This window comes from Gammaproteobacteria bacterium (genome assembly GCA_019748175.1).
In the GTDB taxonomy this organism is placed as follows: Bacteria; Pseudomonadota; Gammaproteobacteria; order JAIEPX01; family JAIEPX01; genus JAIEPX01.
On sequence record JAIEPX010000003.1, the window covers coordinates 175,539 to 198,807 of the forward strand.

14 protein-coding genes are annotated in these 23,269 nt (G+C 37.1%); 5 read left to right on the plus strand and 9 right to left on the minus strand.

The features are described 5' to 3' along the window. Positions 1 to 32: 32 nt before the first annotated feature. The 3 genes from K2X50_01890 to K2X50_01900 all read right to left on the minus strand — a co-directional run bounded on the left by K2X50_01890 (position 33) and on the right by K2X50_01900 (position 9,302). Positions 33 to 947, minus strand: a complete 915-nt coding sequence (locus tag K2X50_01890; GenBank protein ID MBX9585985.1) for an HAD hydrolase-like protein — start codon at positions 945 to 947, stop codon at positions 33 to 35. Between the two features lie 84 nt (positions 948 to 1,031). Next, positions 1,032 to 3,755 carry an ankyrin repeat domain-containing protein gene (locus K2X50_01895; GenBank protein MBX9585986.1) on the minus strand — a complete coding sequence of 908 codons (2,724 nt, stop codon included), beginning with the start codon at positions 3,753 to 3,755 and terminating at the stop codon, positions 1,032 to 1,034. 177 nt (positions 3,756 to 3,932) lie between these two features. Further along, positions 3,933 to 9,302, minus strand: coding sequence for a pentapeptide repeat-containing protein (locus K2X50_01900; protein ID MBX9585987.1), 5,370 nt, complete (start codon positions 9,300 to 9,302; stop codon positions 3,933 to 3,935). A gap of 976 nt (positions 9,303 to 10,278) precedes the next feature. On the opposite strand from K2X50_01900, the gene K2X50_01905 reads away from it, so the two are divergent. Further along, complete coding sequence (locus tag K2X50_01905) at positions 10,279 to 10,680, plus strand: universal stress protein (protein ID MBX9585988.1); 402 nt, start codon at positions 10,279 to 10,281, stop codon at positions 10,678 to 10,680. Between the two features lie 19 nt (positions 10,681 to 10,699). After that, complete coding sequence (locus K2X50_01910; GenBank protein ID MBX9585989.1) at positions 10,700 to 11,140, plus strand: universal stress protein; 441 nt, start codon at positions 10,700 to 10,702, stop codon at positions 11,138 to 11,140. On the opposite strand, the gene K2X50_01915 is transcribed toward K2X50_01910, so the two are convergent. The 4 genes from K2X50_01915 to K2X50_01930 all read right to left on the minus strand — a co-directional run bounded on the left by K2X50_01915 (position 11,137) and on the right by K2X50_01930 (position 17,414). Then, on the minus strand, positions 11,137 to 14,286 hold the full coding sequence (locus K2X50_01915) for an efflux RND transporter permease subunit (protein MBX9585990.1): 3,150 nt from the start codon (positions 14,284 to 14,286) through the stop codon (positions 11,137 to 11,139). The two genes, K2X50_01910 and K2X50_01915, sit on opposite strands and share 4 nt — an antisense overlap. 107 nt (positions 14,287 to 14,393) lie before the next feature. Next, the gene (locus K2X50_01920) at positions 14,394 to 15,413 is read right to left on the minus strand and encodes an efflux RND transporter periplasmic adaptor subunit (GenBank protein ID MBX9585991.1); all 1,020 of its coding nucleotides are present in this window, start codon (positions 15,411 to 15,413) and stop codon (positions 14,394 to 14,396) included. A gap of 83 nt (positions 15,414 to 15,496) precedes the next feature. Beyond that, positions 15,497 to 16,795 (minus strand): hypothetical protein, encoded by a 1,299-nt coding sequence (locus K2X50_01925; protein MBX9585992.1) that lies wholly within the window; start codon positions 16,793 to 16,795, stop codon positions 15,497 to 15,499. Between the two features lie 43 nt (positions 16,796 to 16,838). Then, positions 16,839 to 17,414 (minus strand): tRNA-(ms[2]io[6]A)-hydroxylase, encoded by a 576-nt coding sequence (locus tag K2X50_01930; protein ID MBX9585993.1) that lies wholly within the window; start codon positions 17,412 to 17,414, stop codon positions 16,839 to 16,841. 188 nt (positions 17,415 to 17,602) lie between these two features. Here K2X50_01930 and K2X50_01935 point away from each other — a divergent pair, with 188 nt between their 5' ends. After that, on the plus strand, positions 17,603 to 18,769 hold the full coding sequence (locus K2X50_01935) for an AAA family ATPase (GenBank protein ID MBX9585994.1): 1,167 nt from the start codon (positions 17,603 to 17,605) through the stop codon (positions 18,767 to 18,769). A 33-nt stretch (positions 18,770 to 18,802) separates the two neighbouring features. On the opposite strand, the gene K2X50_01940 is transcribed toward K2X50_01935, so the two are convergent. Then, a complete protein-coding gene (locus tag K2X50_01940; GenBank protein ID MBX9585995.1) occupies positions 18,803 to 19,555 on the minus strand; it encodes a hypothetical protein in 753 nt (250 codons plus the stop codon). Positions 19,556 to 19,604: 49 nt separating this feature from the next. Continuing rightward, positions 19,605 to 20,648, minus strand: coding sequence for a hypothetical protein (locus tag K2X50_01945; protein MBX9585996.1), 1,044 nt, complete (start codon positions 20,646 to 20,648; stop codon positions 19,605 to 19,607). A 118-nt stretch (positions 20,649 to 20,766) separates the two neighbouring features. Between K2X50_01945 and K2X50_01950 the strand changes: the two genes are divergently transcribed. Together K2X50_01950 and K2X50_01955 are read left to right on the plus strand one after the other, a co-directional pair. After that, entirely contained in the window at positions 20,767 to 22,590 is a 1,824-nt protein-coding gene (locus tag K2X50_01950) for a hypothetical protein (protein MBX9585997.1), read from the plus strand. A 42-nt stretch (positions 22,591 to 22,632) separates the two neighbouring features. Next, positions 22,633 to 23,244 (plus strand): hypothetical protein, encoded by a 612-nt coding sequence (locus tag K2X50_01955; GenBank protein ID MBX9585998.1) that lies wholly within the window; start codon positions 22,633 to 22,635, stop codon positions 23,242 to 23,244. Positions 23,245 to 23,269 lie beyond the last annotated feature (25 nt).

A 23,269-nucleotide genomic window follows, 5' to 3' on the forward strand; every position in this document is an offset into this window, starting at 1 on the left:
ATGTAAATAGATTCTTTGTTTACAAATCGAACTTACTTATGGCGCCGTAGCGACGTTCTAGAGTCCAAATCTTGATATTCTCTAGATGGGATTAGCTCCTTCTGTAAATCAATGAAACTACTAAACGATCTCAACCGACATTTAATTGAATCACTATGCGTCATCCAAATCGCCGAAACTGCGATATTATGCTCGGATAATACATTTGCCAAATTAAGGGCACCTAGCATGTCTGAATCAGCACCATCTCCAATGATAACAACTTCTGTGATGCCTGAGTTCTGAATTTCTGGATACAGGGATTTAATAGCTGTCATAAAATGATAGGGATCTGGCTTTGTACGCGGTGACACTGAATCTGATGCAATAATTGGGCAGTCCTCAAAAATGTCATTCCAACCAAATAATTCTATACCATGCTTTACAAGCTTAGTTGAACTATTCGACACAATCACAAATGGGATGCGCTCCTTTAATAGTGCTCGCAGTAAATCTTCAGCGCCAGGAAATGGTTTTTTGGGGGGTACATCTTTGTGGTCCATATATTCAAAATACAGTACCTGAGCTTCATGGCAATAGTCATCACCAAAAATACTCTTTAAGTGCTCAGAAAACTCTTGTGTCCAGGGTTTACGCAGTAAACATCTATCAATATTGCATTCAGGATGTCTTTGTTCGATTTTACTTGCAACAAGTGACAATCTTTTTTGAATAGTCGGGAATGTATTACAAAGACAATTATCCCAATCAATCAGAACTATATGATCTGTTTTCATGAACTCATTTTTTTTATTCGGAGAAACGATTTGTTGTTTAATAATAGTTGTGGAATTAAAATTTTTGCTAAGCATGTCACTTTCATTTCTCTTCTTCCCATATAAATAACCAGCAAAAAAAGTAGGTCCTAAAACAAGCGGAACATATCTTTGCAAGTGCTTATATCGCATTTTGTTTCCTTAAACACGTTAATAAAATTAATATGAAATTTAATCATACCTCTATAGACATATTTTATGTCTATTTTTCAATAATCATTTACAACCATATTTCTTTGAAAAATCATCAATTTTCTCGTATATCCAATTTTCTATCTGGTTACAAACTTGAACAGTTGTGGTGGAATAGAAACGCAATCGAAAGCCTTTTATCCTTGTTGCTAAATCCTGAATTGATTGATAAACAGCGGGCAGGGTGGTCATTGCCTCCGAGTAAGGGAGCTTATAAAGATTTTGAGCATGATGATAAATGTCAGCGATGATACCTGGAACAGTGTAAAATGTATTATTAATGATTATGCGACCAAACCCATGCTCTTCCCATGCATTTCCTAAAGTAATTTCTTCGATTTTCAGGATAATTTTTACGAGAAGACATATATCTGGGTGAAGTCGGTGACGCTCATAAAGGCATTCAGCAAGTTGAGGATTAATCAAATTATTTGATTTTTCAGTAAGATAAGGAAGACAAGATTGGCAACGACTTTTATTAGGTAAATAAGGAAAATTTAATGTGGCATACTGCGTCGAGTTGAGGAGAAGTGCCAAAATTTCGGGGTTATCAGAAGCTGCATTTATTGGAAATTGAGCATGGTTTCCTATCTCAAAGTTCGCTCCATATTCGAGTAAAGCAGCGACTATATCTCGATATCTTCCATTTATTGCTACTAATAAACAACTATTACCTTTTTCATCTAATGCATTTATCGCCGGAGAATAAGCCAAAATAAGAAGTACGAGGGTGAGATTTCCTGTACCTACTGCAATGGATAATATGAATTCATTATCTAAAATTTTATCTTCTACATAAGGTAAGATCATACTGATAATTTTTAAATAAACATCTGATTTTTCTTTAATAAATCTAGGAAATTCAAATGGATTAGCTTCAGGGAACCCGTATTTATTTCCGATCTCTGCCCGTATCATTTTTGTTAATAGTCTTTGTCGCATTTTGTAAAGGTGGCCCCACCAGGCGCCATTTCCGTGAGTATTAGTTAATGTCAGTAAACCTGCCATAGCTCCTTGAATCACAAAATCCCATAATTGTTCTATTGTGAGGAATTCAAACGTAATTCCTTGTGACATTAAATAATCAAAACAATCAAGTCGCCCAAACTGAGCCGCTACAAACAAAGGGTGATATTCAAGTGAGTCATCTGAGATATTTGCATCGGGTAATCGCATTAACGCTTGTAATCCTGCCAATTGCCCTCCTTCAATTGCATGACAAGCTGCGATTTGGGTGAATATCGCACCATTTTGAATAAGATAATTAAAAATATTTTGTAACCTTGAGTAACAAAATGCAACTCGACTCAAGGGAGAGCTTAGCACATGTTTTTTTGAAGAAAAACGAGTGTTAATATCAACGCCGTCATCTAAGAGTACTTTAAAGTTTTCAATATGTCCTGCTCGACAAACCGCAGTGATCATTTTCGATCGAGATGCAGGCAAGAACTTGACATTCCATTTTGGGAGATACACTGTTAAAAACGATTTGAGCTTATTACTGTTTGAAATTTCTACTATGAATCTTGAAAATGATTTATCTGCATCGTGATGTGTTTGTATGCCCTTGCTACGAGAGAGTAAAAATGCGATCACATCAATCGGTATATTTTCTTGCTTATACCATCTGTTACAGATGTGATAAAATAGTGTAGAGAATCTTTCGACTGGCCATATTTTTAAAAACAATGATAGGTTCTTGCCTAAATCGTTGCGTATGATTTCCTTCATCAAATCTGAATAATATGCTAACTTAGGTGTATAATATGTCTTATTTTCTGGGAGAGTAGTTCCAAACGACATGAGATAATCAACAATACTTGTAGCCTTAGCATCCTTTTCTAGTCGCGCAAGACATATCTTCAAAGTAACAGAATGCGCTCTTGATGCTAAGAGCTTTACAATGGGAAGCTGGTAAAACTCACATGCCACAGGAAAATATGAATCAAATTCAAAAAAATCGTTATTCGGAAACGCCCATAAAAAAAATTGTAGTATGGTTGTGGCACCGTATTGACAACAAATTGTGAGGATGTGGTCTATATTTTGAGGGGTGTTATTTTCTGTACAACTTAGAAAAAACAGCATCGTCGTCAATCTATCTAGTTTAACACTCATAGTAAGCGGGCTGAATTGTTCTATAAGTAAAGTGTCGTCACCGTGACGTTCCTCCACAATCCATTGTCGCAGCGATTTGGCTGATGCTATCTGTAGAAATCCAGATGCTGACAAATTTTTCACAATTCCGCAGAAAATATATCTAAGATGCATTAAGGGTTCAGGATAAGCTAGCGCTCTGAGTACGGCAAGTCGAGTTTGCGGATTAATAACTTCTCCATTTCGCAACCTATCCTTAAAATATGATGGAAATTCCTGTTTTAATTCATTTAAATCTGAAGAGAGCTTAAAGAAAAATTGATTTACTTGGCTCAAATTAATCTGATCTCTCAGGGAGAGATACGGAATGATGATATTTTTCCAAACATCTTTCACGGGTTGATTATCTGAAATATTCGGAACTTGAGGCGTATGTAAAGTTATCGCTGGATCAAGTTCTGGGAAACGAATAGATTTCTGCAGTTGGATTAATACGCCGAAATCACCATCACGAAACTCTGCAAAAACTAAAGCATTCCACAGGATTAACCATTCATTATTTTGAATCAGGAGATGAAGTTCAGAAGCCGTAATGTCGAGTCCCTGTTTTGGATTATAAAGTATTCCTTCTAATTCATTGAGCGTTCTCATCAATATCTCCAAGATCACAAGCTTCTCCACCCCAATATGTGCAAGAAGGGTAACCTACGTTCATCTCTATAGACTCATCTACACATGTTTGCTTGCTATCTTACTACGATTGTTCATAATTAAGCGGCCATGATATTAGAAATGGTCCAATAAAAGCCTAAAAATCCCTTTCATTCATTAAAAATCGGTTCTAATAGCAGAACTTCTTCTGGTTGGAGTAATTAACGTATGAAATGAATATTCATTTCGAGATGAAATTTGATTCATTTCTCGTGATTGTCGTGCTTTAAAAAATGCCCCATATTTGAAATCGCATTCTTTATTTCCCTCTTTTTTTGAAGAGCTCCCCTCATTGTTTGATGACGAAGTAGGGTGAGAAGGTGAGGTGACGGATAAATTATTATTATTGATTGCTGGAAAGAAGTTTGTATCTTTAAATCTGCGAGGAGACTGATCATCATAATCCTCGTCTTTCTTAGGACCTGATAAAGATGGCTTACATCCAGCTACTTGTGAAGCTTGTTTTGGAAGTGATGATCTAAATTTGTCATTGAGTACATCATAATCCGTATCACTGGGATCAATGGCAAATATATCACGTATAAGGCGGAGTGTTATCTCAAAATAATTATCTGCTCCCATCTTTAAATAAATTTTATTACCACCTAACAATAAAGGAGGTATACGCTCTAATGCCTCTACGTCGAGTAAAATCGTTCTAATGTGTTCACTTTTTATTCCGTTCAGATTTTCATAATACTGAATTAGACTAGTCTCCAACTCTAGCTCACGATCTCCGTTGACTAAAGGCCGGCCATAGCGGAGAACATGTAGATATGATGTATAATAAACGGGTGATAGAAAAACTGCGACAGCGTCTACTTGTTCGATTCTTTCTATATTTGCGTGAATAGGCCTGTGTGATCTAGAATACCAATTATCTAACACAACGCGAATCCCTACCATCTCCAAGTCCGAGGCCATTCGTTGTATCAGGGCCATACGTTGGACGCCATTAGTGCTATCACAGACATAACTGAATATCATTGTAACGCGGCTATAGCCAAAAAATTCTGCAAGAATTTCTCTAAACGCTTCGTTTTGTGTATCGGTGATGTTATCGACGACACATCCAGCAATGATACTCTTAAGTTTTTCCTTGTAGTGTTTCTCATGATCAACAAAATCATTAATTGACCGCTCAACAATTCTTCCTAAAATATCAACTCCATAAACAAACCACCCATCATCAATTTTATATAATAAGTAATTGTATTTATCTTTCGCTAGGGACTCTTCCCATAGTTCAATAGAAGCTTTTCTTTTGTCCGCATCGAACCCGGAAAAATCTCTAATAATAACAATACTTTTCTTCAAAGCCTCTTCTCGCTTTAATTTCCATTTGCCTCTATTAATTAAAATAGGTTGAACTGTATCTTTTAAATAGTTAATAAAACTGCGGTGGGTTGCCATTAGTTCTTGGAACGCTGCGGACTCTTCCTCAACATAACCATATATACCGAATATACAATTTTCGTAATATGGATTGTCCTCTCCGAGTAATGTTAATATAGCTTTCATCGCATCATTTTTCAGTTCACCATCATCATCTTCGGTCATATTATAAGAGTTGGATGGTAGTTGTGTTGAACTAGTTTCTATATATTTATGATCAACTAACGCGCCCCGTTGCTCAAATAATGTGTAGTTTTGATGTGACAACAAAGCGCCTTCCGCGTTGCAACCTAATAATAACAATGATGGATTATCAAAATTACAATCCAATAGCCTCCATGATTTATTAATTGAAGAAAAGCCCCATCTTTGAAATCCAAATTCGAAACCTATCATTAATTCGCTTGAATCTTCATTAAATCTTAAGCATTTTGGTTTATAGTATAAAGAAAAACTATAACGTTCATATTTCTTTGAGCAGCCTGAATTAACATTTGGGTCTTTATTTAATCGATCATATATATTAATTTTAAATATTCCATCATTTTTCTTGCCTTGTGATGTAACCATCCAACGCTCATCCTTGCTCATCGCTGCGCTTAAAAAATATGAATTCGGTTCTTTTTGATAAGACTCTATGATTGATTTAGTTTCGATGGATACAAGTATAATTTCTTCTTCCGCAAGCCTAATAATCCATTTTTCATCATCACTGAAGAGAGCAGTAGTATGAGTATACCCACCCACTTCGATCTTCATCACTTCTTGAGTTTTACAACACAAGATTCTAAGCTCATCTTCTAATAATGTATAAACAAACCATTTACCTTTTGGGCTGACAGAAGCAATATCACCATAGCCAGAGGTTTCCGCTTCGTATAATACAGAACCAGATTCTCTACTCCAAAGCTTTGCCTTTTCTTCATAGTTCGTTACTATCCATAAACCATCAGAACTTATAGCTGCTTGTCTAATGCTTGGATCAGTTACAAGTGTTTTGTGGGAAAATTTGCCTCTGTCTCGTAACCAAATGAGGACATTGCCATCTCTACATAACGTTACAATCCAAGAGCCGTCATAATTTATTGATACGCATTTAATGGCTGCTATATGCCCTTCTAACGTATGGACTATTTTACTCTTCTTGTATGAATAAAGATCCGCAGTTCCATTATTGAAACCTGTAATAATCCATTTTGTATTTTGACTGATTGCAATTGCGCTACTGAGTTTACTTTTTCGCGTGTTAGGCCTATCAATGTCAAGTAACCATAGCCTAACCGTCTTATCTTTGCTACCTGAAGCAATAAAATTCTTCTGATCATATAGAGACAGACATGTAATATCATCTTTATGGCCATAAAGCTTCTGCAACACCCTTTCAGTTTCCCTTGACCAAATCCAAATTGTGGCATCATTGCAGCCAGAAACAATCAACCCGGTATCTTGACTTATAGCAACACAATTGACCCAACTTTCATGATGCAGGCTAAAATCCTTAGTGGGTGAGTTAACTATAACTACATCACTTGATTGACCGAAAACAACCAGGTTCAAATTTTCATCACTACTGATTGCTAAGCTGTTATTATTCTTATAATTATCATGATAGCTAGTACGATGCGTACCTTCATCATTTCTATTATCGTATAATGGCGTAAAGAATTTAGATGAATTATACATACTATATAACCCCTCTTCTGTTTCAAAAGCCACAATTATTTTGCCATCAGAGCTGATTATTGCAGTGTAGACATCTGAACCATAATAGTCTTTAATCGGGACCTTCTTCGTTTCTGTTTTTGGAGAATGGAGAATAATCTCACCATCGCATGAAGCAATCCATTCAGCATTCGCACTCATTGATATAGATCTAACGAAATTTGCATGCTCACAAATTGTTTTGACTAAGCCTGTCTCGCGTGACCAAACCTGAACCTGGCCTTTATTATCACCAGTAACAATCAAATTTGCATCTTGGCTCATATCGAAGCATGAAAAGTTCGAAAATCGATCTTCTCCTAGCCCATGCTTAAAAATCTGTCTCTGTAATAGACTATTTTCTGTATCCCATAGATAAATGATATTTTTAGTAGCTGATACCAGTAAGTTCAAATCAGGCCTTAATTTAACGCCTATAATTTCGGAGTGATGCTTGAGATACGGCATTTCACCAAAGGTGGCATACAGTAGATCCGCCTGTCTTAAATCAGCGCCTAATAACCAAGCTCGTGAAAAAAGTGCATATCTCAAATTAGCGCGTTGCAAATTGGCTGAATCAAGATAAGCGCCTCGTAGATCAGCATTTGGTGCTTGAATATCTGATAAGTCTAAACTATTAAAATTAAAAGATGCATAGTTAAGTATGGATATTGCGTTATCCGCAGCGATTGATACTGATAGACCTTGTGCATTTGGCCTAGACTCTAAAACGATCCTGAGCAATAAGTCACAGTATTTTGGCTGACGAGATATCATTTGTGCTAAATAGTTTAGGATTGCAGGTTCTTTAATGAACAATTTTTGATTGATGACACTTTCTGCTAATTTATTGAGTTTAAATTGCGGATTTTGAAATATTTCGTTGAAGATATGAAGCGCGGCAAAGTATTCCATAAAAGATTTATGATAAAATTTGTAATTCAGATTTATGCAGCTTAGTGGACTACCTCGAAGGATCTGAACGATATTTTCATCTTTAGAATTAAAAAATTTATGCCATTTTTCAAGTGCTTCGCTTTTGAATCTACCAAGAGGTTGATAATGTATGGCTAACTTACCCTCGAGAAACATCGAAAAAGCTAAGGTTTCACAAAATAAACTAAAGGCTTCCTCAGTATAATATTCTTCAGACCACAATTGTAATGTATCTTTTCCTATTTTCTCTTTTTCACGCACAAACCAGTCAGCGATGAATGCGCCGTAGATGTCAGAGACTGTAAAATCGGGAAGATAATCTATTCTAGGATGCTTTGTAGCAGTATTAGCCATACTCTTGTTAAGCATAATCCGAGGTAGAGCGTTAATAACCATTTTCAGAATGAGCGGATTATCCACTAATGCTTTGAGGTCAGGATTTTCATCTAATACACTTAGATATTTCTGTGAAGTCCAACCATCTACGAGAACAATGCGATCTATATAGCGTGCAATTTGCGCAAATGAAAAGGGCGCGACGTAAAGAGTTTGGAATTGTGAAAACCCTTCATAATTAAATAATTGTGAATGTGAAGGCGGAAGAAATCGTGTTCGGCAAGCCACAAGACATTTTGCTTCAGGCCACTCTCTCAGCGCGTGCTGTTTAAATATATTATAATTATCGATAGCTTTTTCATCAAAGCCATCAAACAATATCAATATCGGTTGTTTTTTTAAATCATTAATGGAATCATCATCTAACCCATAACCATCTTTTAGGCAGTTTTGAAAAGTATCATATTCTTTTAAATCTACATAAATTGGAATTCTTTTTATTTGGCCTTGTGCATGATGCATCAACCAATGGACGGAGGTTGTTTTTCCGCTGCCAGCATCTCCTAATAATAATAGTATTTTTGATTTTCCTTCTAAAAAGGGAACTATTCCCTTTTCAAATAAAGGAAACCGGTTTTTGTCATCGTCAGGATCATAATTAGAACTAGTCGACTCATGATGAGCCGCATCTAAAGGAATATAATACTCAAGGTCCTGTAATACGAGGTCTCCAAGCTGAGATCGATATCGTGAAAAGATATCAATTTCTTCATTCGTGGGTTTTTCTGCTTTCGGTGTATTACTCGACAGCCAGATATTCAATGGATTTATTTGGATGGGCCGTTCCGCATTCCTTTTTTCAATAACCAACTCGAGTACTGTACTTGTTTCCTCGATGACTCTGGGTCTCTGTTGTACGAGTTCAGTCAGCCTTGTTTGTGGAAGATCTCGTGTTGAGGTCAGGTCTAATAAATCTTTTAACAAAACCTTCTGATCTGAAGTTAAGCCCTTCATCTGTTCAATATCTTCTACTACAATCCGTAAGTTTGATAATTTACCTCTGTATTCCTCAATGAGGTGAGCAAATTCCTTATTACCGATTTCTTCTTCTGATTCCATTTAGATCTCCTAGGGAGCGTAAGTGATTTTTATATGGTGGTTTGTTGAGAACATCAATCCTGGTTATGTCCAACATGTCGAAAATAGCCCCAAATAACTAATCTGAGTCATTCAGCGGCTTAGATTCGAATTTAAGGCCTTGTGATTAGTAGTTGCCTGTACTACTGTCTGAGACATCAGGAAAGGCCTTTATTCTAATCATGCCTTAGCGTTTCCGTCAAGATTAACTCATTGTTGACAGTACGGGTAGAAATGTCGATGTACCATCTTTTCCTTGTTACAAAACTTGAACTTTTTCATTCTTCTTAACCTAAGAACTATTAGACTAATAATATTATTAATTAAGATTATAGTTATAGTTAGTCCTGTGGATAAGGATGGTAAGTCTAAAAACTCTTATTAATCAATTTGATGGATGTTATTTTTAAGTGTACAGATCTGTTATGTGTATGTGGATAAGTTGGGGATTAATTGAAGTCACGATCTTATACCTCAGTTATCCACAGGTAAGTGACAGTTTATATTCTTGGAACTAAGTTAAACCTAGGTTCTGATAAAGACCCTTTCGCTTCGCTAAGTCATGATACTCCCTCCACAGGAATATTTACTACTTAGCAATGAGAATCTACGGGATCCCTTTGAAAAAAGGCTTAAAAATACGCGTTTGATGAATTATATATTTATTTGGATTTGGTAAATAGGGCTAATGTCTCACAAGACTTAAGGGCGTTGGCTGGTATCTTTTTGACCAAGAAATTTTGTACAATTTGATCGTCTACTTGTTTGATGCAGTGACGCAACTTACAAGTAGTTCCCCAAGGATGGGGATTTTTATGGCACGAACAGGGAAGATGATCGTGGGCGTTGGTTTAGTTGGCTGGCGCTTTTTCCAGTCAATCATTCCCGCTTACATTTTCCCTGTCGTGCTTATTAATTAATTGTAATCGAAAGGTTACCTTAACTCAAGGAAGAGTTTATGAACCTGTACAAGCATATTTTAATGGCGATCGATACGATCACCCATTCAGAAGAGACCATGGACGTTACCAGAGAATTTGCAACCAGCGAAGGTGCTAGAGTGAGTTTGCTTTACACACTACCGCATTTGGAGGCAAAGGGAATGGACTATTTATTACCTTCACTTAATGAAATTGAATCTCGCATTATCGAAACTGCAAAAAGTCGATTGTCGGCAGCGGCAAATGAGCATGAACTCGGTGATGCAGACGAATCTGTTCTATTCGGCAATAGCCATGATATTATTTTAGAGGCTGCGCTTTCTAAAAATGTTGATTTAATTGTTGTGAATAATGATCATCAACAAGCAACATTAATCAGTGATGCGCCCTGCGATATTTTAGCTGTTCGTTGCCAGTAACTTACTAGGAGATTGAATCATGAAGGTATATCAGAAAATTTTATTAGCAGTTGAGCTTGATCCTAGCTGCGACACGCTCACCACAAAAAAAGCCAAGGCTTTGGCTGATGAATTTGGTGCAGAGTTATATTTAGTTCACGCTATTGAGCATATGAGTAGTTACGGCGCTGCGTACGGAGTTGCTGCTGGTGCTGATATCGAAGAAATGCTCCTTGAAAATGCGTCTGACTCTATGAAGAAACTGGCTAGTGAGTTGGCATTAGCAGATGATCGTCAAGTGATCAAAGTAGGTCCCGCGCGAACAATCATTCTTGAAGAAGCTGACCGTATTGGTGCTGATTTAGTTGTAGTCGGTAGTCATGGTCGCCATGGGATTCGATTGCTCTTAGGTTCTACTGCCAATGCTGTGCTTCACGGAGCTGCTTGCGACGTATTAGCTGTCCGATTGAAAGAAGACTAATCAAGACGTGGCGCCTTTTTAAAGGGCGCCAATAGTGTATAAAAAATAGGCACAATGAAAAGCGACATCAATGTTCCGAATAGCATTCCGCCTATAATGACGAGGCCGATTTCTTTACGGCTGATGGCACCTGCGCCGCCGGCAAAAACGAGCGGAGTGGCCCCGAGGACGATGGCAGCAGTGGTCATGAGAATGGGGCGTAAACGAATGCAGGCGGCTTCTATGACGGCTTCTGTTATGCCTTTTCCTTGCGCACGAAGTTTGTTGGCGAATTCGACGATTAAAATTCCGTGTTTGGATACTAAACCGATCAACGTTAATATTCCGATCCAAGTATAAATATTCAGCGTACCACTAAATTGTTTGAAGATGCCGATTCCTGCGCTGAATCCACTGGTTTTCATGGTGAAGAATGCCATGAAACACTTCCCGATAAAACTTACTTCGCCGCCAAAAGGAATTAATAATAAAAATGCGCCCATAATTGAGAGTGGAACTGCAACCATTACAATTAATGGATCAATAAAGCTTTCAAATTGCGCAGCTAATATTAATAAAATAAATAATATGGCGAAGCATAAAATAACGATAAAGCCGTGGCTTTCATTAATAAATTGGCGACTTTCTCCAGAGAAATCATAGCGCATATTTTCTTTGAGAATATGATTGGCTTCTTTTTCGAGATATTTAATCACTTGTGATTGTGTGTACCCCGGTGCGATTGAAGCACTAATTGTTGCAGCACGCATTTGTTGAAAATGGTTGAGATTTTGAGGTGTTGTACGCTCAGTAATATTCACAATATTTGCAAGAGGAACTAAATTTTGTTCAGCAGTACGAACATATAACCCGTAGATATTTTGAGAATTTTGGCGATATTGTGGCAAAACTTGTGGCACAACATCATAACTTAATCCATTCATACTGAATTGACTAACCGCGGTTTCATTGAAGGCAAAATTAATTGCGTCAGCGACCTGAAGCATAGGAATGCCTAAATTTCCTGCTAAATCACGATTAACATCGATGTGAATTTCAGGTTTATCAATTTTAAGATCGCAGCTGACGTTAACAAGTCCAGGGTATTTTGAAATTGCTTCCATTAATTTTAGACTAGTTGTGTAGAGTTCGTTGTAGCTCCCCGTTGTTTGCAACACAAAACCAACCGGTTGTAAACTTTGTGCACCCGGAAGACTATAGGGGTTGATAGGGAATGCATTCGCGCCCGTAATGTTCGTAAATTGAGGGAATAGACTGCCTATAATCTCGCCCAGAGATCGGGAGCGCACATTCCAAGGTTTTAAAATCAAGAAAGAAATAGCACTATTAACACCCATAAATCCATTGATAATGCCTATAGCATCTTTTTCAGGGACGGCATTAAGTATTTTAGCAAGCTCTTGTGTTTGTTTTTCCATAAACGGAAGTGTGGCACCTGTGGGGCCTTGAACAATAGTGAGTATTGCGCCACTATCTTCCTGTGGAGCTAATATTTGATTTGAAAATAATTGAGCACCCAATAAAGTGCTTATAGTTAATGTTATCGGCAACACGATCATCAAAAAAATTCGACGATTTGCGATGGTTTTGGTCAAGCGTTTTCGATAGCGTTCTTCAAGGCGAGAAAAATAATTATTAATGCGTTTTGCAAAATCGCTTTCTTGGGATTTTGGTGTCATGATTTTAGAGCACATCATAGGAGAAAGCGTTAACGCGATAAAGCCCGAAACAATCACAGTTCCGGCTAAAGTAAAAGCAAATTCTTTGAATAAAGAGCCTGTTAATCCACCACGAAATCCTATGGGTGCAAAAACAGCCGCCAATGTAATCGTCATCGCTATAATGGCAAATTTAATTTCGCGCGTCCCAACAACCGCGGCTTTATAAGGCGTTTCCCCATTCTCAACATGACGATGAATATTTTCTGCAACCACAATGGCGTCATCAACAACCAGACCAATCGCCAGTACCATTGCCAGAAAGGTGATGGTGTTCAAACTGTATCCCATTAGGAGCATCAAAGAGCAAATTCCAATCAATGACAGTGGAATTGTCACGAGAGGAATGGTCAGTGTGCGAACAGAACCTAAAAATAAAAACATGACAAGAACAACAAAAAGTGTCGCCTCAATGATGGTTTTTTTCACTTCCCAAATTGAAGCAGCAATAAATTTTGAGCTATCCCAAATAACCTCGGGTTTAAGATCCCCCGGCATATTTTTTTCCATTTTCGGGAGTGAATGTTTAACTTGTTCAGATACCTCAAGTGGATTTGCATCGCCACGAGTGATAATGCCGATCACGATAGATTGGACACCGTTCATCGTCACAGACGCTTTAGGGTTGTAAGTACCAAGCTCTGCTTTTCCAATATCTTCTATACGCGTTAAATGGCCAGTATCGTTGCCCACAATCATTCGATTAAATTGATGAGCTGAATTTAAATCGGTATTCGCTGTGACATCGTATTGTTGAAATTCACTGGAAATTTGACCAGAGGGTGATTGGAAATTGTTTGCACGCAACGCATTGATCACGTCGGTTGCAGTGACGTTGTGAGAAGCCATTAATTCGGGATTTAACCATATACGCATTGCATAATCGCGGGGCCCGAAAATTTTCGCTTCGCCTACACCAGGAAGTCCCTCGAGGCGGGGTTTCACGACACGCTTTAAATAATCAGTGATTTCTGCGGGCGATAAAGAATTGCTTGCGAAGGATAAATACATTGTTGGAGTAGTATTAGGATTTTGTTTTTCAATGATAGAGTTGAAGACTTCTTTAGGTAAACGATAGCGGACTGAACTAACTCGATCACTGACTTCGCTTGCTGCGATATCGATATTGGTGCCGATTTTAAAATTAATTGTGATTACAGAGGCGCCAGTGGAATTATTCGCAGTGATGTATTCGATTCCATTGACGCCCGCAATAGCGCTTTCTAAGGGTCCCGTCACGAAACCTTCCATTAATTCAGCGCTTGCTCCTGGATACGCCGTTGTGACGCTGATGGTCGTCGTGCTAATCTCCGGAAATTGGCGCAACGTCAGTTGATTATAGGACATCAATCCAAATAATAAGAGGAGTAAACTTAATACCCAAGAAAAAACGGGGCGTTCGATAAAAATATCGGTGAAACTTTTCATGTATTCCTTCCTTTACACTGCAGTGAGTAGTTCGTTCTTTGATAGAAATCTACGTGGTAATTTAAGAGGCTATCTTCCCAAAAGATATCAATAAAAAAATTTATTTTTTATTTATTTAAGATTTCCACGGCAGCCCCATCATTTAATTTCATTTGCCCAGCGGTAACAACTTGTTCGCCAGGTTTAAGACCCTCAGTTATATTAATTTGTTGGCCATGCTGCAAACCTGTTTTCACTTTTGTTTTTGAAACTTTTTTATTCAAAACACGATAAACATAGTTTCCATCAACTGAGTGCATAACTGCTGTTTGCGGGATACTAATGACTTGTTCGGGTTGTCCTGTTGACAAAGTGACTCGCATAAAAGTACCTGGTAATAAAATACCTTTGCTGTTTGGAATTTCAGCGCGGACCGTTAGACTTTGTGCATTAGTGTTAATAACAGATTCAATCGCTTTAACTGTCCCTACAAACTTAGTATCGGGGTAGGCGTCGTCTTCGACGATGACTTGACGACCCACCGCAACTTTCAGAATGTCGGATTCTGGGATCGTAAAATCGATATTGATGGGATCGATGGCTTGGAGATTTACAATAGGTGTCGCTGGCGTTACTTGGTCACCGATGCTGACCTGCCGCAACCCCAATTTGCCCGAAAAAGGAGCTACAATAACCGATTGAGCGAATTGCGCCTTACTTGCTGCAACGCGGGCTTGGTTAACTTTTAAGTTAGCGAGTGCTGCGTCAAGCTCGGATTTTGCAATAGCATGTTTTGGATATAGCGCTTTTTTACGTTCATAGTCGACTTGGCTGAGAGTGAGGTTTGCAGTGTTTAGATCGAGATCCGCTTTCATCATGTCGTTGTTGAGTTCAAGTAATGGTGTTCCCGCTTTAACGGAATCACCCGAATTAAAAAGGATTTTACGTACTCTTCCTGGAATTTCTGTTTTTACGACAATCCCGTGGACTGCTTGTAGCGTGCCATTCGCTACCACATGCGGCTCCCATGTGGAATATTGAGTTGTTACAGTGCTAACTTTTGGAGTTGGCATTGTGAATTGAGCCCATGCACCAGTGCTGACGATTAATGTGGTACTGATGGTAAGAATTTTGAATATATTGTTCATTGCGCTAATCCTGGGTGCCGATTTAATTGAGGTAGTTTACAATAATTATATTTGTTTGTTAAGAGAATTGTGGGTAAGTAGACTTACCTACTTATTTTTTTGAATTCCTGAATGAGCTCTTCCAGAGAGTGATAAGCTGAAAAATTATAAGAGGCGTAGAGCGGCTGTTGGATAATTTCTTTTATCGGAAGTGACGGATAATATTCATCCCTCATATGATGTATGAATTTGAGGGTTCTGAAGTTATCAAACCAGGTATGCAGGTGTCCTTGGCATATAGCTGGGGTTTTTGAGCTTTTTAATGCGGTATCTATCGCAGCAAACGCACCAATTTTATCGAGTGTTATTAACACCCTGTCATCATCAATTGTTTTTTTAAAATCAAGGCTTGAATTTTTTATTTTTGAAATAATTTCAATGTCATTTATATTTTGAAGAAACAATTTTAGCTTCTCGAAAATTGTTGAATTGTAAAAAAGAAATTCGTCCTCGATATGTTTAAGCGCGGTAATTTTTTCAACTGATTTTCCAGTTCCATACGGAACTCTATCAGAAAATCTCCCGTCAAGAATGATTGGGTCTGTATTTGCGCGATGAATTTTTCCTATTTTTACAAGCTTATTTAATATATAAAAATCCTCCCCGGATTCTCTAATTGGAAATCCGCGTACTTTTGCGTACGCTTCACAATCAATTGCTATTGTGCTCCCGATAGTGTGAAAAGCAAAATTAGAATTTGCGAATTTTAATCCAATCACATAGTGCCTCAGAGATAATTCGTAAAGCGCCATGGCTTTTTTGTGGAGACCGTCGTTTGTTTTTATGCTATGAATGTACGGATAAATTGTTGCTGAACAGCCCTGTAAATCCTTGGTCGCGTTAAAATAATCTTTTGGCAAAATAACATCGGCATCCGTACAATGAATCCAGTTCGAAGTAATTTTTCTGTCATAAATTAATTTTGTAGCAATATCGGCGCCGATTTTTCTTGCTAACCCAACGCCTGTTTTGTTCGGTAACTGCAGGTTATTTGTGGTTCTGTCTATAAGAAGAACAGTGTGTGATTCGTTTTCGTGCAGAGAAATATTTTTAAAATCTTTTGCTTTCCAAATTTCTTTGAGGTTATTTTTTACATTACCGATTAATGCAATGTTTGCATTTTTGGCTTTATTTGAAGAGTTTTCTTGCGAATTAACGATCAAAATAATGAGAGCGTTTTTTTCATGAATCGAATCCAAGGTTACTTTTATATTCTCAAAATTTTCGTCAAATGCAGGAATTGTAACGACATTTGAAAATCTATAATCGAAATTGTCAAATGACGAAACCTCTTTTTCGGCGTATTTTTCTAGATATTTCTTTATGTTCTGAGATATTCTCATGGGTATATTTTCAAAAAATAAAACCCGCTGTTGTTTTTCAACATCAATGCAGTGCCGATTTTATGGGAAGGTTATCTACGATTTTCGCTTCGATAATTAACAATTCATTTAATCTTGGCTCTATAATTTCAGTGTTAAAGTATTCTTTTGCTAAGTTTAAAAAAAGCAAATAATGTCTTTGTTCTGATTCTGTAATTTTTGTGTAAAAGTTTTTTAATTTTTCATCCATCAATGCTTCTGCAATGAGCCCGAATCGTTCTGCCCCGCGTTTTTCAATAATACTGGCGGTTATAAGACGATCCATCAAATATTCTTGAGAGCCACGCCGTTGAGCTTGGCGTAATTCATTCACGTAAGGATCTTTTTCATCACCCGTTAAAACAAGACCTCTCTCATGAATATGTGCCATCACCGCTTTAAAATGCAGTAATTCTTCTATCGCCAACTTTGTCATTTCTTTTACGAGGTTCGGTTGATCAGGATAATGCAGCAACATCGACATGGCCATACTTGACGCTTTGCGTTCGCACGCCGCATGATCCAGTAAAAATGTATCAAAATCAGCCATCACCGCTTCGGTCCAGGTCGACTTAGTCGGGGTCAATAATTCAAATTTCATGGTCAGATCCAATCCTACAGTCGTTCAGTAAACATTAGGCTAGCATTGAAAGCCTGAAATTCAAAGAGAACGTACTCCGAAAATATCAGACAATTTCGGACCATGTTCCGAAATTATCAGGTCATTGCTTGACCGTCTGGAAATTTCGGACTATACTCCGAAAATGTCTGATATTTTCGGAGTTAGCCATGTATCAACGGATACTACAATTGCCAAAGAAAAAGCATTTTTTCTTATTTGGCGCTCGCAACACAGGCAAAAGCACACTTATCAAGAAGCTATATGACCATCAGTCTAGCCGTTATATCGATTTACTCAATAGTGAGGATGAAGATCGATATCGTCAGAATCCAAACATTTTATCTTCTGAAGTAGAAGCTTTACCAAGCAATATTCAACATGTGATTATTGACGAAATCCAAAAAAATCCTAAGTTACTTGATATCGTTCAAATGTTGATGGGTAAAACAAGCAAAACTTTTGTTATGACTGGATCAAGTGCTCGAAAACTAAAACATGGTGGGGCAAACCTGCTAGCAGGAAGGGCTTTTGTTTATCATCTCTATCCTTTAAGTGCGTTCGAACTTGGTGATGACTTTAATCTTAATCATGCACTGAAATGGGGTACATTACCTGAAATTAGTCAGTGTGATACTGATTTGGAACGTCAGGAATTTTTAAATGCATACGCTCATACCTATCTCAAAGAAGAAATTATCAATGAACAAGCTGTACGTAATCTAGATCCTTTTCGCAAATTTCTTGAAGTTGCGGCACAATGCAACGGTAAAATTATTAACTATAGTAATATTGCCCGAGATGTCGGTGCAGATGATAAAACCATAAAAGCCTATTATGGTATTCTAGAAGATACCTTGATTGGTTTTATGTTAGATTCATATACTGGGTCGTTTAGAAAAAGACTCAGTCAGAAACCAAAATTTTATTATTTTGACCCTGGTGTAGTGCGAGCATTATCGAGACAAACCAGTGTAGATATCATCCCACAGACAAATGCATATGGTAACGCTTTTGAACACTTCATAATATTGGAGTGCATAAAGCTTAGTGACTACCACCGTAAAGATTTTCGCTTTAGTTATTTGCGGACGCCGAGTGATGTTGAGGTTGACCTGATTGTAGAACGCCCAGGAAAAGCATTACTTTGTATCGAAATAAAGAGTAGTACGAATGTTTTTCCAGAGGATATTTCGAGCTTCAAACAGATTACTTTGGAAATACCTAATTGTGAAGCAGTTGTATTAAGTCAAGATAAATATGCTAAAAAATTCGATCATGTATTGGTGCTACCATGGCAACAAGGCATTAAAGAATTATTTGGTGATATCGATTAAGAAGAACAAAGTAATTTTGCTAATAATGTTAGCTTAATCTTCTTCGTTCGCGAGTTGCTCTAATATAAAGCAAAGATGATTTTTAAAATTAGGATTATCTAGTAGGTTATTTGTGGTGTTTTCTCTAAAAAATATTTCATTGTTTGTGAAAATTTCTATTAATGTGTCAAATTTACTAATTATTTCTTTTAAAGATGAATGAAAGGCTTCTACTCGGTATCTTTTTTTCTCCGTAGTACTACTATTACAATAGAAAAATAAAGGGGTTGTGCCTCTTGTTTTGTCGATTAATAACGCATATATGTCCTTAGGGTCTTCAGAACGAATATTTTTAAATGTGTAAATTTGAAAATAACTAGGATAATTGATTTGAAATTCTGTTTTGTTTTCAATGGCCTCAAGTAAATCACTCATATCTTGTTTAAGAGTATTGAATTCTGATATATCTGATTTCTGGAAGAAAATAAATATGATATTTAGCAATACGAGACGGTATGAAATAGGATATTCATCTGTTATCCCATTAGTAAAATAGCTTGAATTTTTACATATATTATAGTCAGGCCCATTTTTTTGAATACGATTTCTTAAATTTTCAGCGTTGATAATACGGCAGTCTTCACAGCGTAACTTTCCATCAATCGGACGCTCATAAATAATAAATTCTTTTTGGCACTGTTGGCAGTTAAAAGTATAAAATGCTGAAGCACAACTATTGCATTGATACCCTCCCCCAACATCAATAATTTCTAGTTCTCCACACCTTGGACATTGATCCATACTCATAATTTACTCCGGAGTTATTGTCAAAATATATTTCATCAAAGTATTTAACTTAGCCACGTTGTGGCTTATCTGAAGTGACTTTGGTTAAGGATGTTTCCTTGATGCGGCGCTCTAGATCTTTAAGGTCGATATTCAGATGTTGCAATGAAAATCGAATGCGATTTTCTACCATGACTGTTAGTCGTAAATCCTTAGGCTGAAAATAATGTTTTGTTTTTAATTCAGTGATAATTCTTGCTTTATTTTTGTCTGATAAAATCTCATTGAATTTATGCAAAAGAATATCATACTCAGATTTTAATGATGGCGCTGAATTTGTAGTGGGCTGATTACTGAGAACCTTTATCAAAAGACCACTGATAGTTGTAAAAGTTTGGTCCATAGTGTTTTCTAAGTCAATCCGTTGTTTTCTGACTACTTGATCAGGTTGAATCGTTTTGTGTGGAGTCGTCTCATCTTTGAATTTAGAGCGAACTTCAGAAAGTTCTACTGGAGTGAGCAGCCTTGAAGAGCCTTTGTCGTCAATTTCTCGCCCGCCTTGCTCGTCTTTTGTTTGAACTGGATTGGGTTGAGCTGGTGTACCCCTTAGTAATAATTTTTTAATATTAATATTATCAATATATTGTACGAAATCCGATCTTTCCTCAGGTGAAAGCAGTGCCTTTAATAGATTTTCATTAGTGAATAAATCTTCATAGTCACCTACCGTAAAAGTATCTTCTCGAATTCGCTTCAAAAAATAATTAAGTTTTTCTAATTGATCTTTACGAGGTTGATAAGGTAGTACATCTTGAGATGATAGTGCATGTTTTGTTTTTTTTGCAATATCACATAATTTGCCATAAGTGTCCCCATTTATTTCTTTAGTGCTTTGGCTTCTTTCGTGCTCTGGATTAATCCGCTGAATATAATGTAATACATCATCGTGGACTTTAGCGAGCAATTTAGCGTTGATTTTCGGTAAATTTAGATCTCTTAATTCAGGAACAGCTTCACAAAATATGTCAAACAGGTCTTTACTTTTCGGGTTTTTAAGATACTCCAAAAGTTGATTTAATGCTGTTATTTTTGCCGATCTTTCCTCGGGTGACATACCTTCCTCGACTTCAGTACCTATTCAGCTATAAGTATAGCTTGTTTTTAGGGAAGAGGTATTGTCCCCAGGAATCTGCTATAATTTCACTAATAGGCAAATCTGGAAAAGGGTATTTATGAAACGAATACGACTTGAAGAACAAGAGGTTAAACCACCGGAGCAGATTGAAAAAGTGGTCCATTTCGTTTGGGCGGGTGGTGATGAATTAATGCCTACATTTAAGTTGCAGAATACTATTAATTGGGCTCGTAATAATTCATACTTCAAAATATTGCTCTGGGTAGATGCGTGGAATGAAGAAAGAAAAGAAGTTGATCTGACAAAGTTAGAGTATATTGTTACTCAATATAGAATGCTTTTTAAAGAACTTGGTGGTCACAATCCCCCATTTGTATTTTTCAATGAATTGCCCCCTGATTATAAACCTCAAGGAGTTGCTCCAGTTCTCATTCGAGATATAACTCAACATGGAATGGTTAATGAGGCCATTCGTTTTGAAATTGATATGGTACAACCCAATTATGGTGCATCAAGCGATCAACTACGATATCGAATTCTATATAATCACGGGAGTGGGTATTTTGATGCAGACGTATCTCCTGGAAAAGATTCTCTTGGACGTTGCCCATTTTTTAATGAACCACCTAAAGAGCACATATTGTATTTGGACCATATGACACAGAGAGTTAATCCAATACCAGAAGCGTTTGAAATTTTTGAAATGTTTGATGTGATACAAGGAGAAGCCGGTCATGTTCAGCCCATACCTGGCAATGATTCATTTATTTGTACAAAATATAATCCACTTATGAAGAAGATCATGGATATGACGGCTGATAACTATCGATTAAGAGAGTTAGGTCGTATTGACGATATGATCATGACCGCATATAGCAGCCATTATTGGAAAGATCTCACGCTTGAACGCACTGGAACGGAGGTCATTAGAAAAGCACTGGAAAGTTCAAACCCTCAAGGTAGATCGACTTATTATCAATTGCGTTGTAATGAAACTCCAGTGCAGGTGTTTCCATTGCGACATCATGGTTTGATGTTGGCGCAACCTTTAAAAAACACTAAAGAATGGCTAAAGGGCATAAGGCTCGATAAAACTGATATTAGTACATCATTCTTAAAATTAATAGAACAAATAAAACAAGAAATTCGATTTTTTGGCGTACTTAGACTTGATGATCACCTGTATTTTCTAGAAAAATTAGCTTTGACGAACAGTATACAACCAGTTGAATTACAGAACCAATTTTGTCGCAGATTAGTTGAATCCGGGCTATCATTTAAAGATATTAATGTAGCTCAGTGGGTTTCAACTAATCCTTTAGTAGAGTCTTTTTACAGACAATATCAACTTTTAAATTGTACGCAAGTACTTAAAGGATCTGATAAGGCTCGATTTAATACAGTGTGTGAATTGGCTACATCTAAATCGTTACTTGAACGATTGAAGATACTCGCACCGCAGAATATCAGTCAATTAAATTATCGTACGGGTGAAGTGGAGATGATACATCATGCTCTTCAGACAGCAGTAAACTTTATTGCTTTACTACAATCGGAGCCGGATCGATTTGAAAGATTTTCTTCATCAGAAAGTGTAGATATTTTAAACAATGTAAAAATGATAGCTAAAAATTTTCAAGAAGTATTTCAAGAACAAAATTTGATCTTTGATTTTAAGATAATTGATGCACTGTTAGAAAAATTTCAGAACAATGCAATTAAGGACGATAAACAGGATGCTAGTGATTTTTTGAGTTTATTATTGAGTGCTCAGCCAGACGAAAAATCTCCTCCAAGTCCTAAATCAGAACCTATGGTGACTCCTAGCTGGACTAAACGCCATAAGGAGGAACCAAAAGGTGATGAACCTAAGAATATGAACCCAGGTGATGAGAGGTCTGGGGGCTTCAAAAAACATTAAAAATTTGATAGAATACTATTAAATTTATAGAAGGGGGAAGTGATGAAAAAAATTGGTTATCGAGGAACTCGAATATCAGATAATGTCGCAGAGCTTATTGCGAAAGCCTCTCCTGATAAAAATAGTATTGGGGACTCCGGTTTGCTTGATTCAGATTTACCCGTATTAATCGAATTATTAAATACGAACCCTTACGTTACACGGTTGAATCTTGAGGGAAATAATATTGGAAACCAAGGTGCAATCCTGTTAGCTAAAGGCTTAAAGCACATCAAATCTCTCGTGTTGAACAGCACAAATGTGGGTGGTAGTCCAGAGATGGCAATGGCATTGGCGCTATCTGATATCGAGCGTTTATCAATTGGGTGGACTTCTCTTAATAATAATGATGCTGAAATACTAATCGCGAACTCACGTCAAACCTTTCTGAATATTCGTAGTAATTGGCATGTTGATGAGAAATATTACGATCTCGCGGATCAAAAAGCAGCTGCAAATGCTGCTATTAAAGAGAAGGCGAGGGGTGATAACCCTATCTGCGCTACATCATCAGGTGAAAGCTCTCCGAAGCGAGCGAAGGCTGAAGAGAATTCACCAGTCAGTACTGATGATACGCTTGAAAATCAAATGCATTCTAATTCTAAATCAAATTAATATGTTTTATTGTGAAATAAATATC

Coding starts and splice junctions, on each gene's coding strand:
- K2X50_01940 (MBX9585995.1), bottom strand. CDS start 19,555: ATGAGTATGGATCAATGTCCAAGGTGTGGAGAACTAGAAATTATTGAT.
- K2X50_01945 (MBX9585996.1), bottom strand. CDS start 20,648: ATGTCACCCGAGGAAAGATCGGCAAAAATAACAGCATTAAATCAACTT.
- K2X50_01895 (MBX9585986.1), bottom strand. CDS start 3,755: ATGAGAACGCTCAATGAATTAGAAGGAATACTTTATAATCCAAAACAG.
- K2X50_01925 (MBX9585992.1), bottom strand. CDS start 16,795: ATGAGAATATCTCAGAACATAAAGAAATATCTAGAAAAATACGCCGAA.
- K2X50_01900 (MBX9585987.1), bottom strand. CDS start 9,302: ATGGAATCAGAAGAAGAAATCGGTAATAAGGAATTTGCTCACCTCATT.
- K2X50_01915 (MBX9585990.1), bottom strand. CDS start 14,286: ATGAAAAGTTTCACCGATATTTTTATCGAACGCCCCGTTTTTTCTTGG.
- K2X50_01935 (MBX9585994.1), top strand. CDS start 17,603: ATGTATCAACGGATACTACAATTGCCAAAGAAAAAGCATTTTTTCTTA.
- K2X50_01930 (MBX9585993.1), bottom strand. CDS start 17,414: ATGAAATTTGAATTATTGACCCCGACTAAGTCGACCTGGACCGAAGCG.
- K2X50_01905 (MBX9585988.1), top strand. CDS start 10,279: ATGAACCTGTACAAGCATATTTTAATGGCGATCGATACGATCACCCAT.
- K2X50_01920 (MBX9585991.1), bottom strand. CDS start 15,413: ATGAACAATATATTCAAAATTCTTACCATCAGTACCACATTAATCGTC.
- K2X50_01910 (MBX9585989.1), top strand. CDS start 10,700: ATGAAGGTATATCAGAAAATTTTATTAGCAGTTGAGCTTGATCCTAGC.
- K2X50_01955 (MBX9585998.1), top strand. CDS start 22,633: ATGAAAAAAATTGGTTATCGAGGAACTCGAATATCAGATAATGTCGCA.
- K2X50_01890 (MBX9585985.1), bottom strand. CDS start 947: ATGCGATATAAGCACTTGCAAAGATATGTTCCGCTTGTTTTAGGACCT.
- K2X50_01950 (MBX9585997.1), top strand. CDS start 20,767: ATGAAACGAATACGACTTGAAGAACAAGAGGTTAAACCACCGGAGCAG.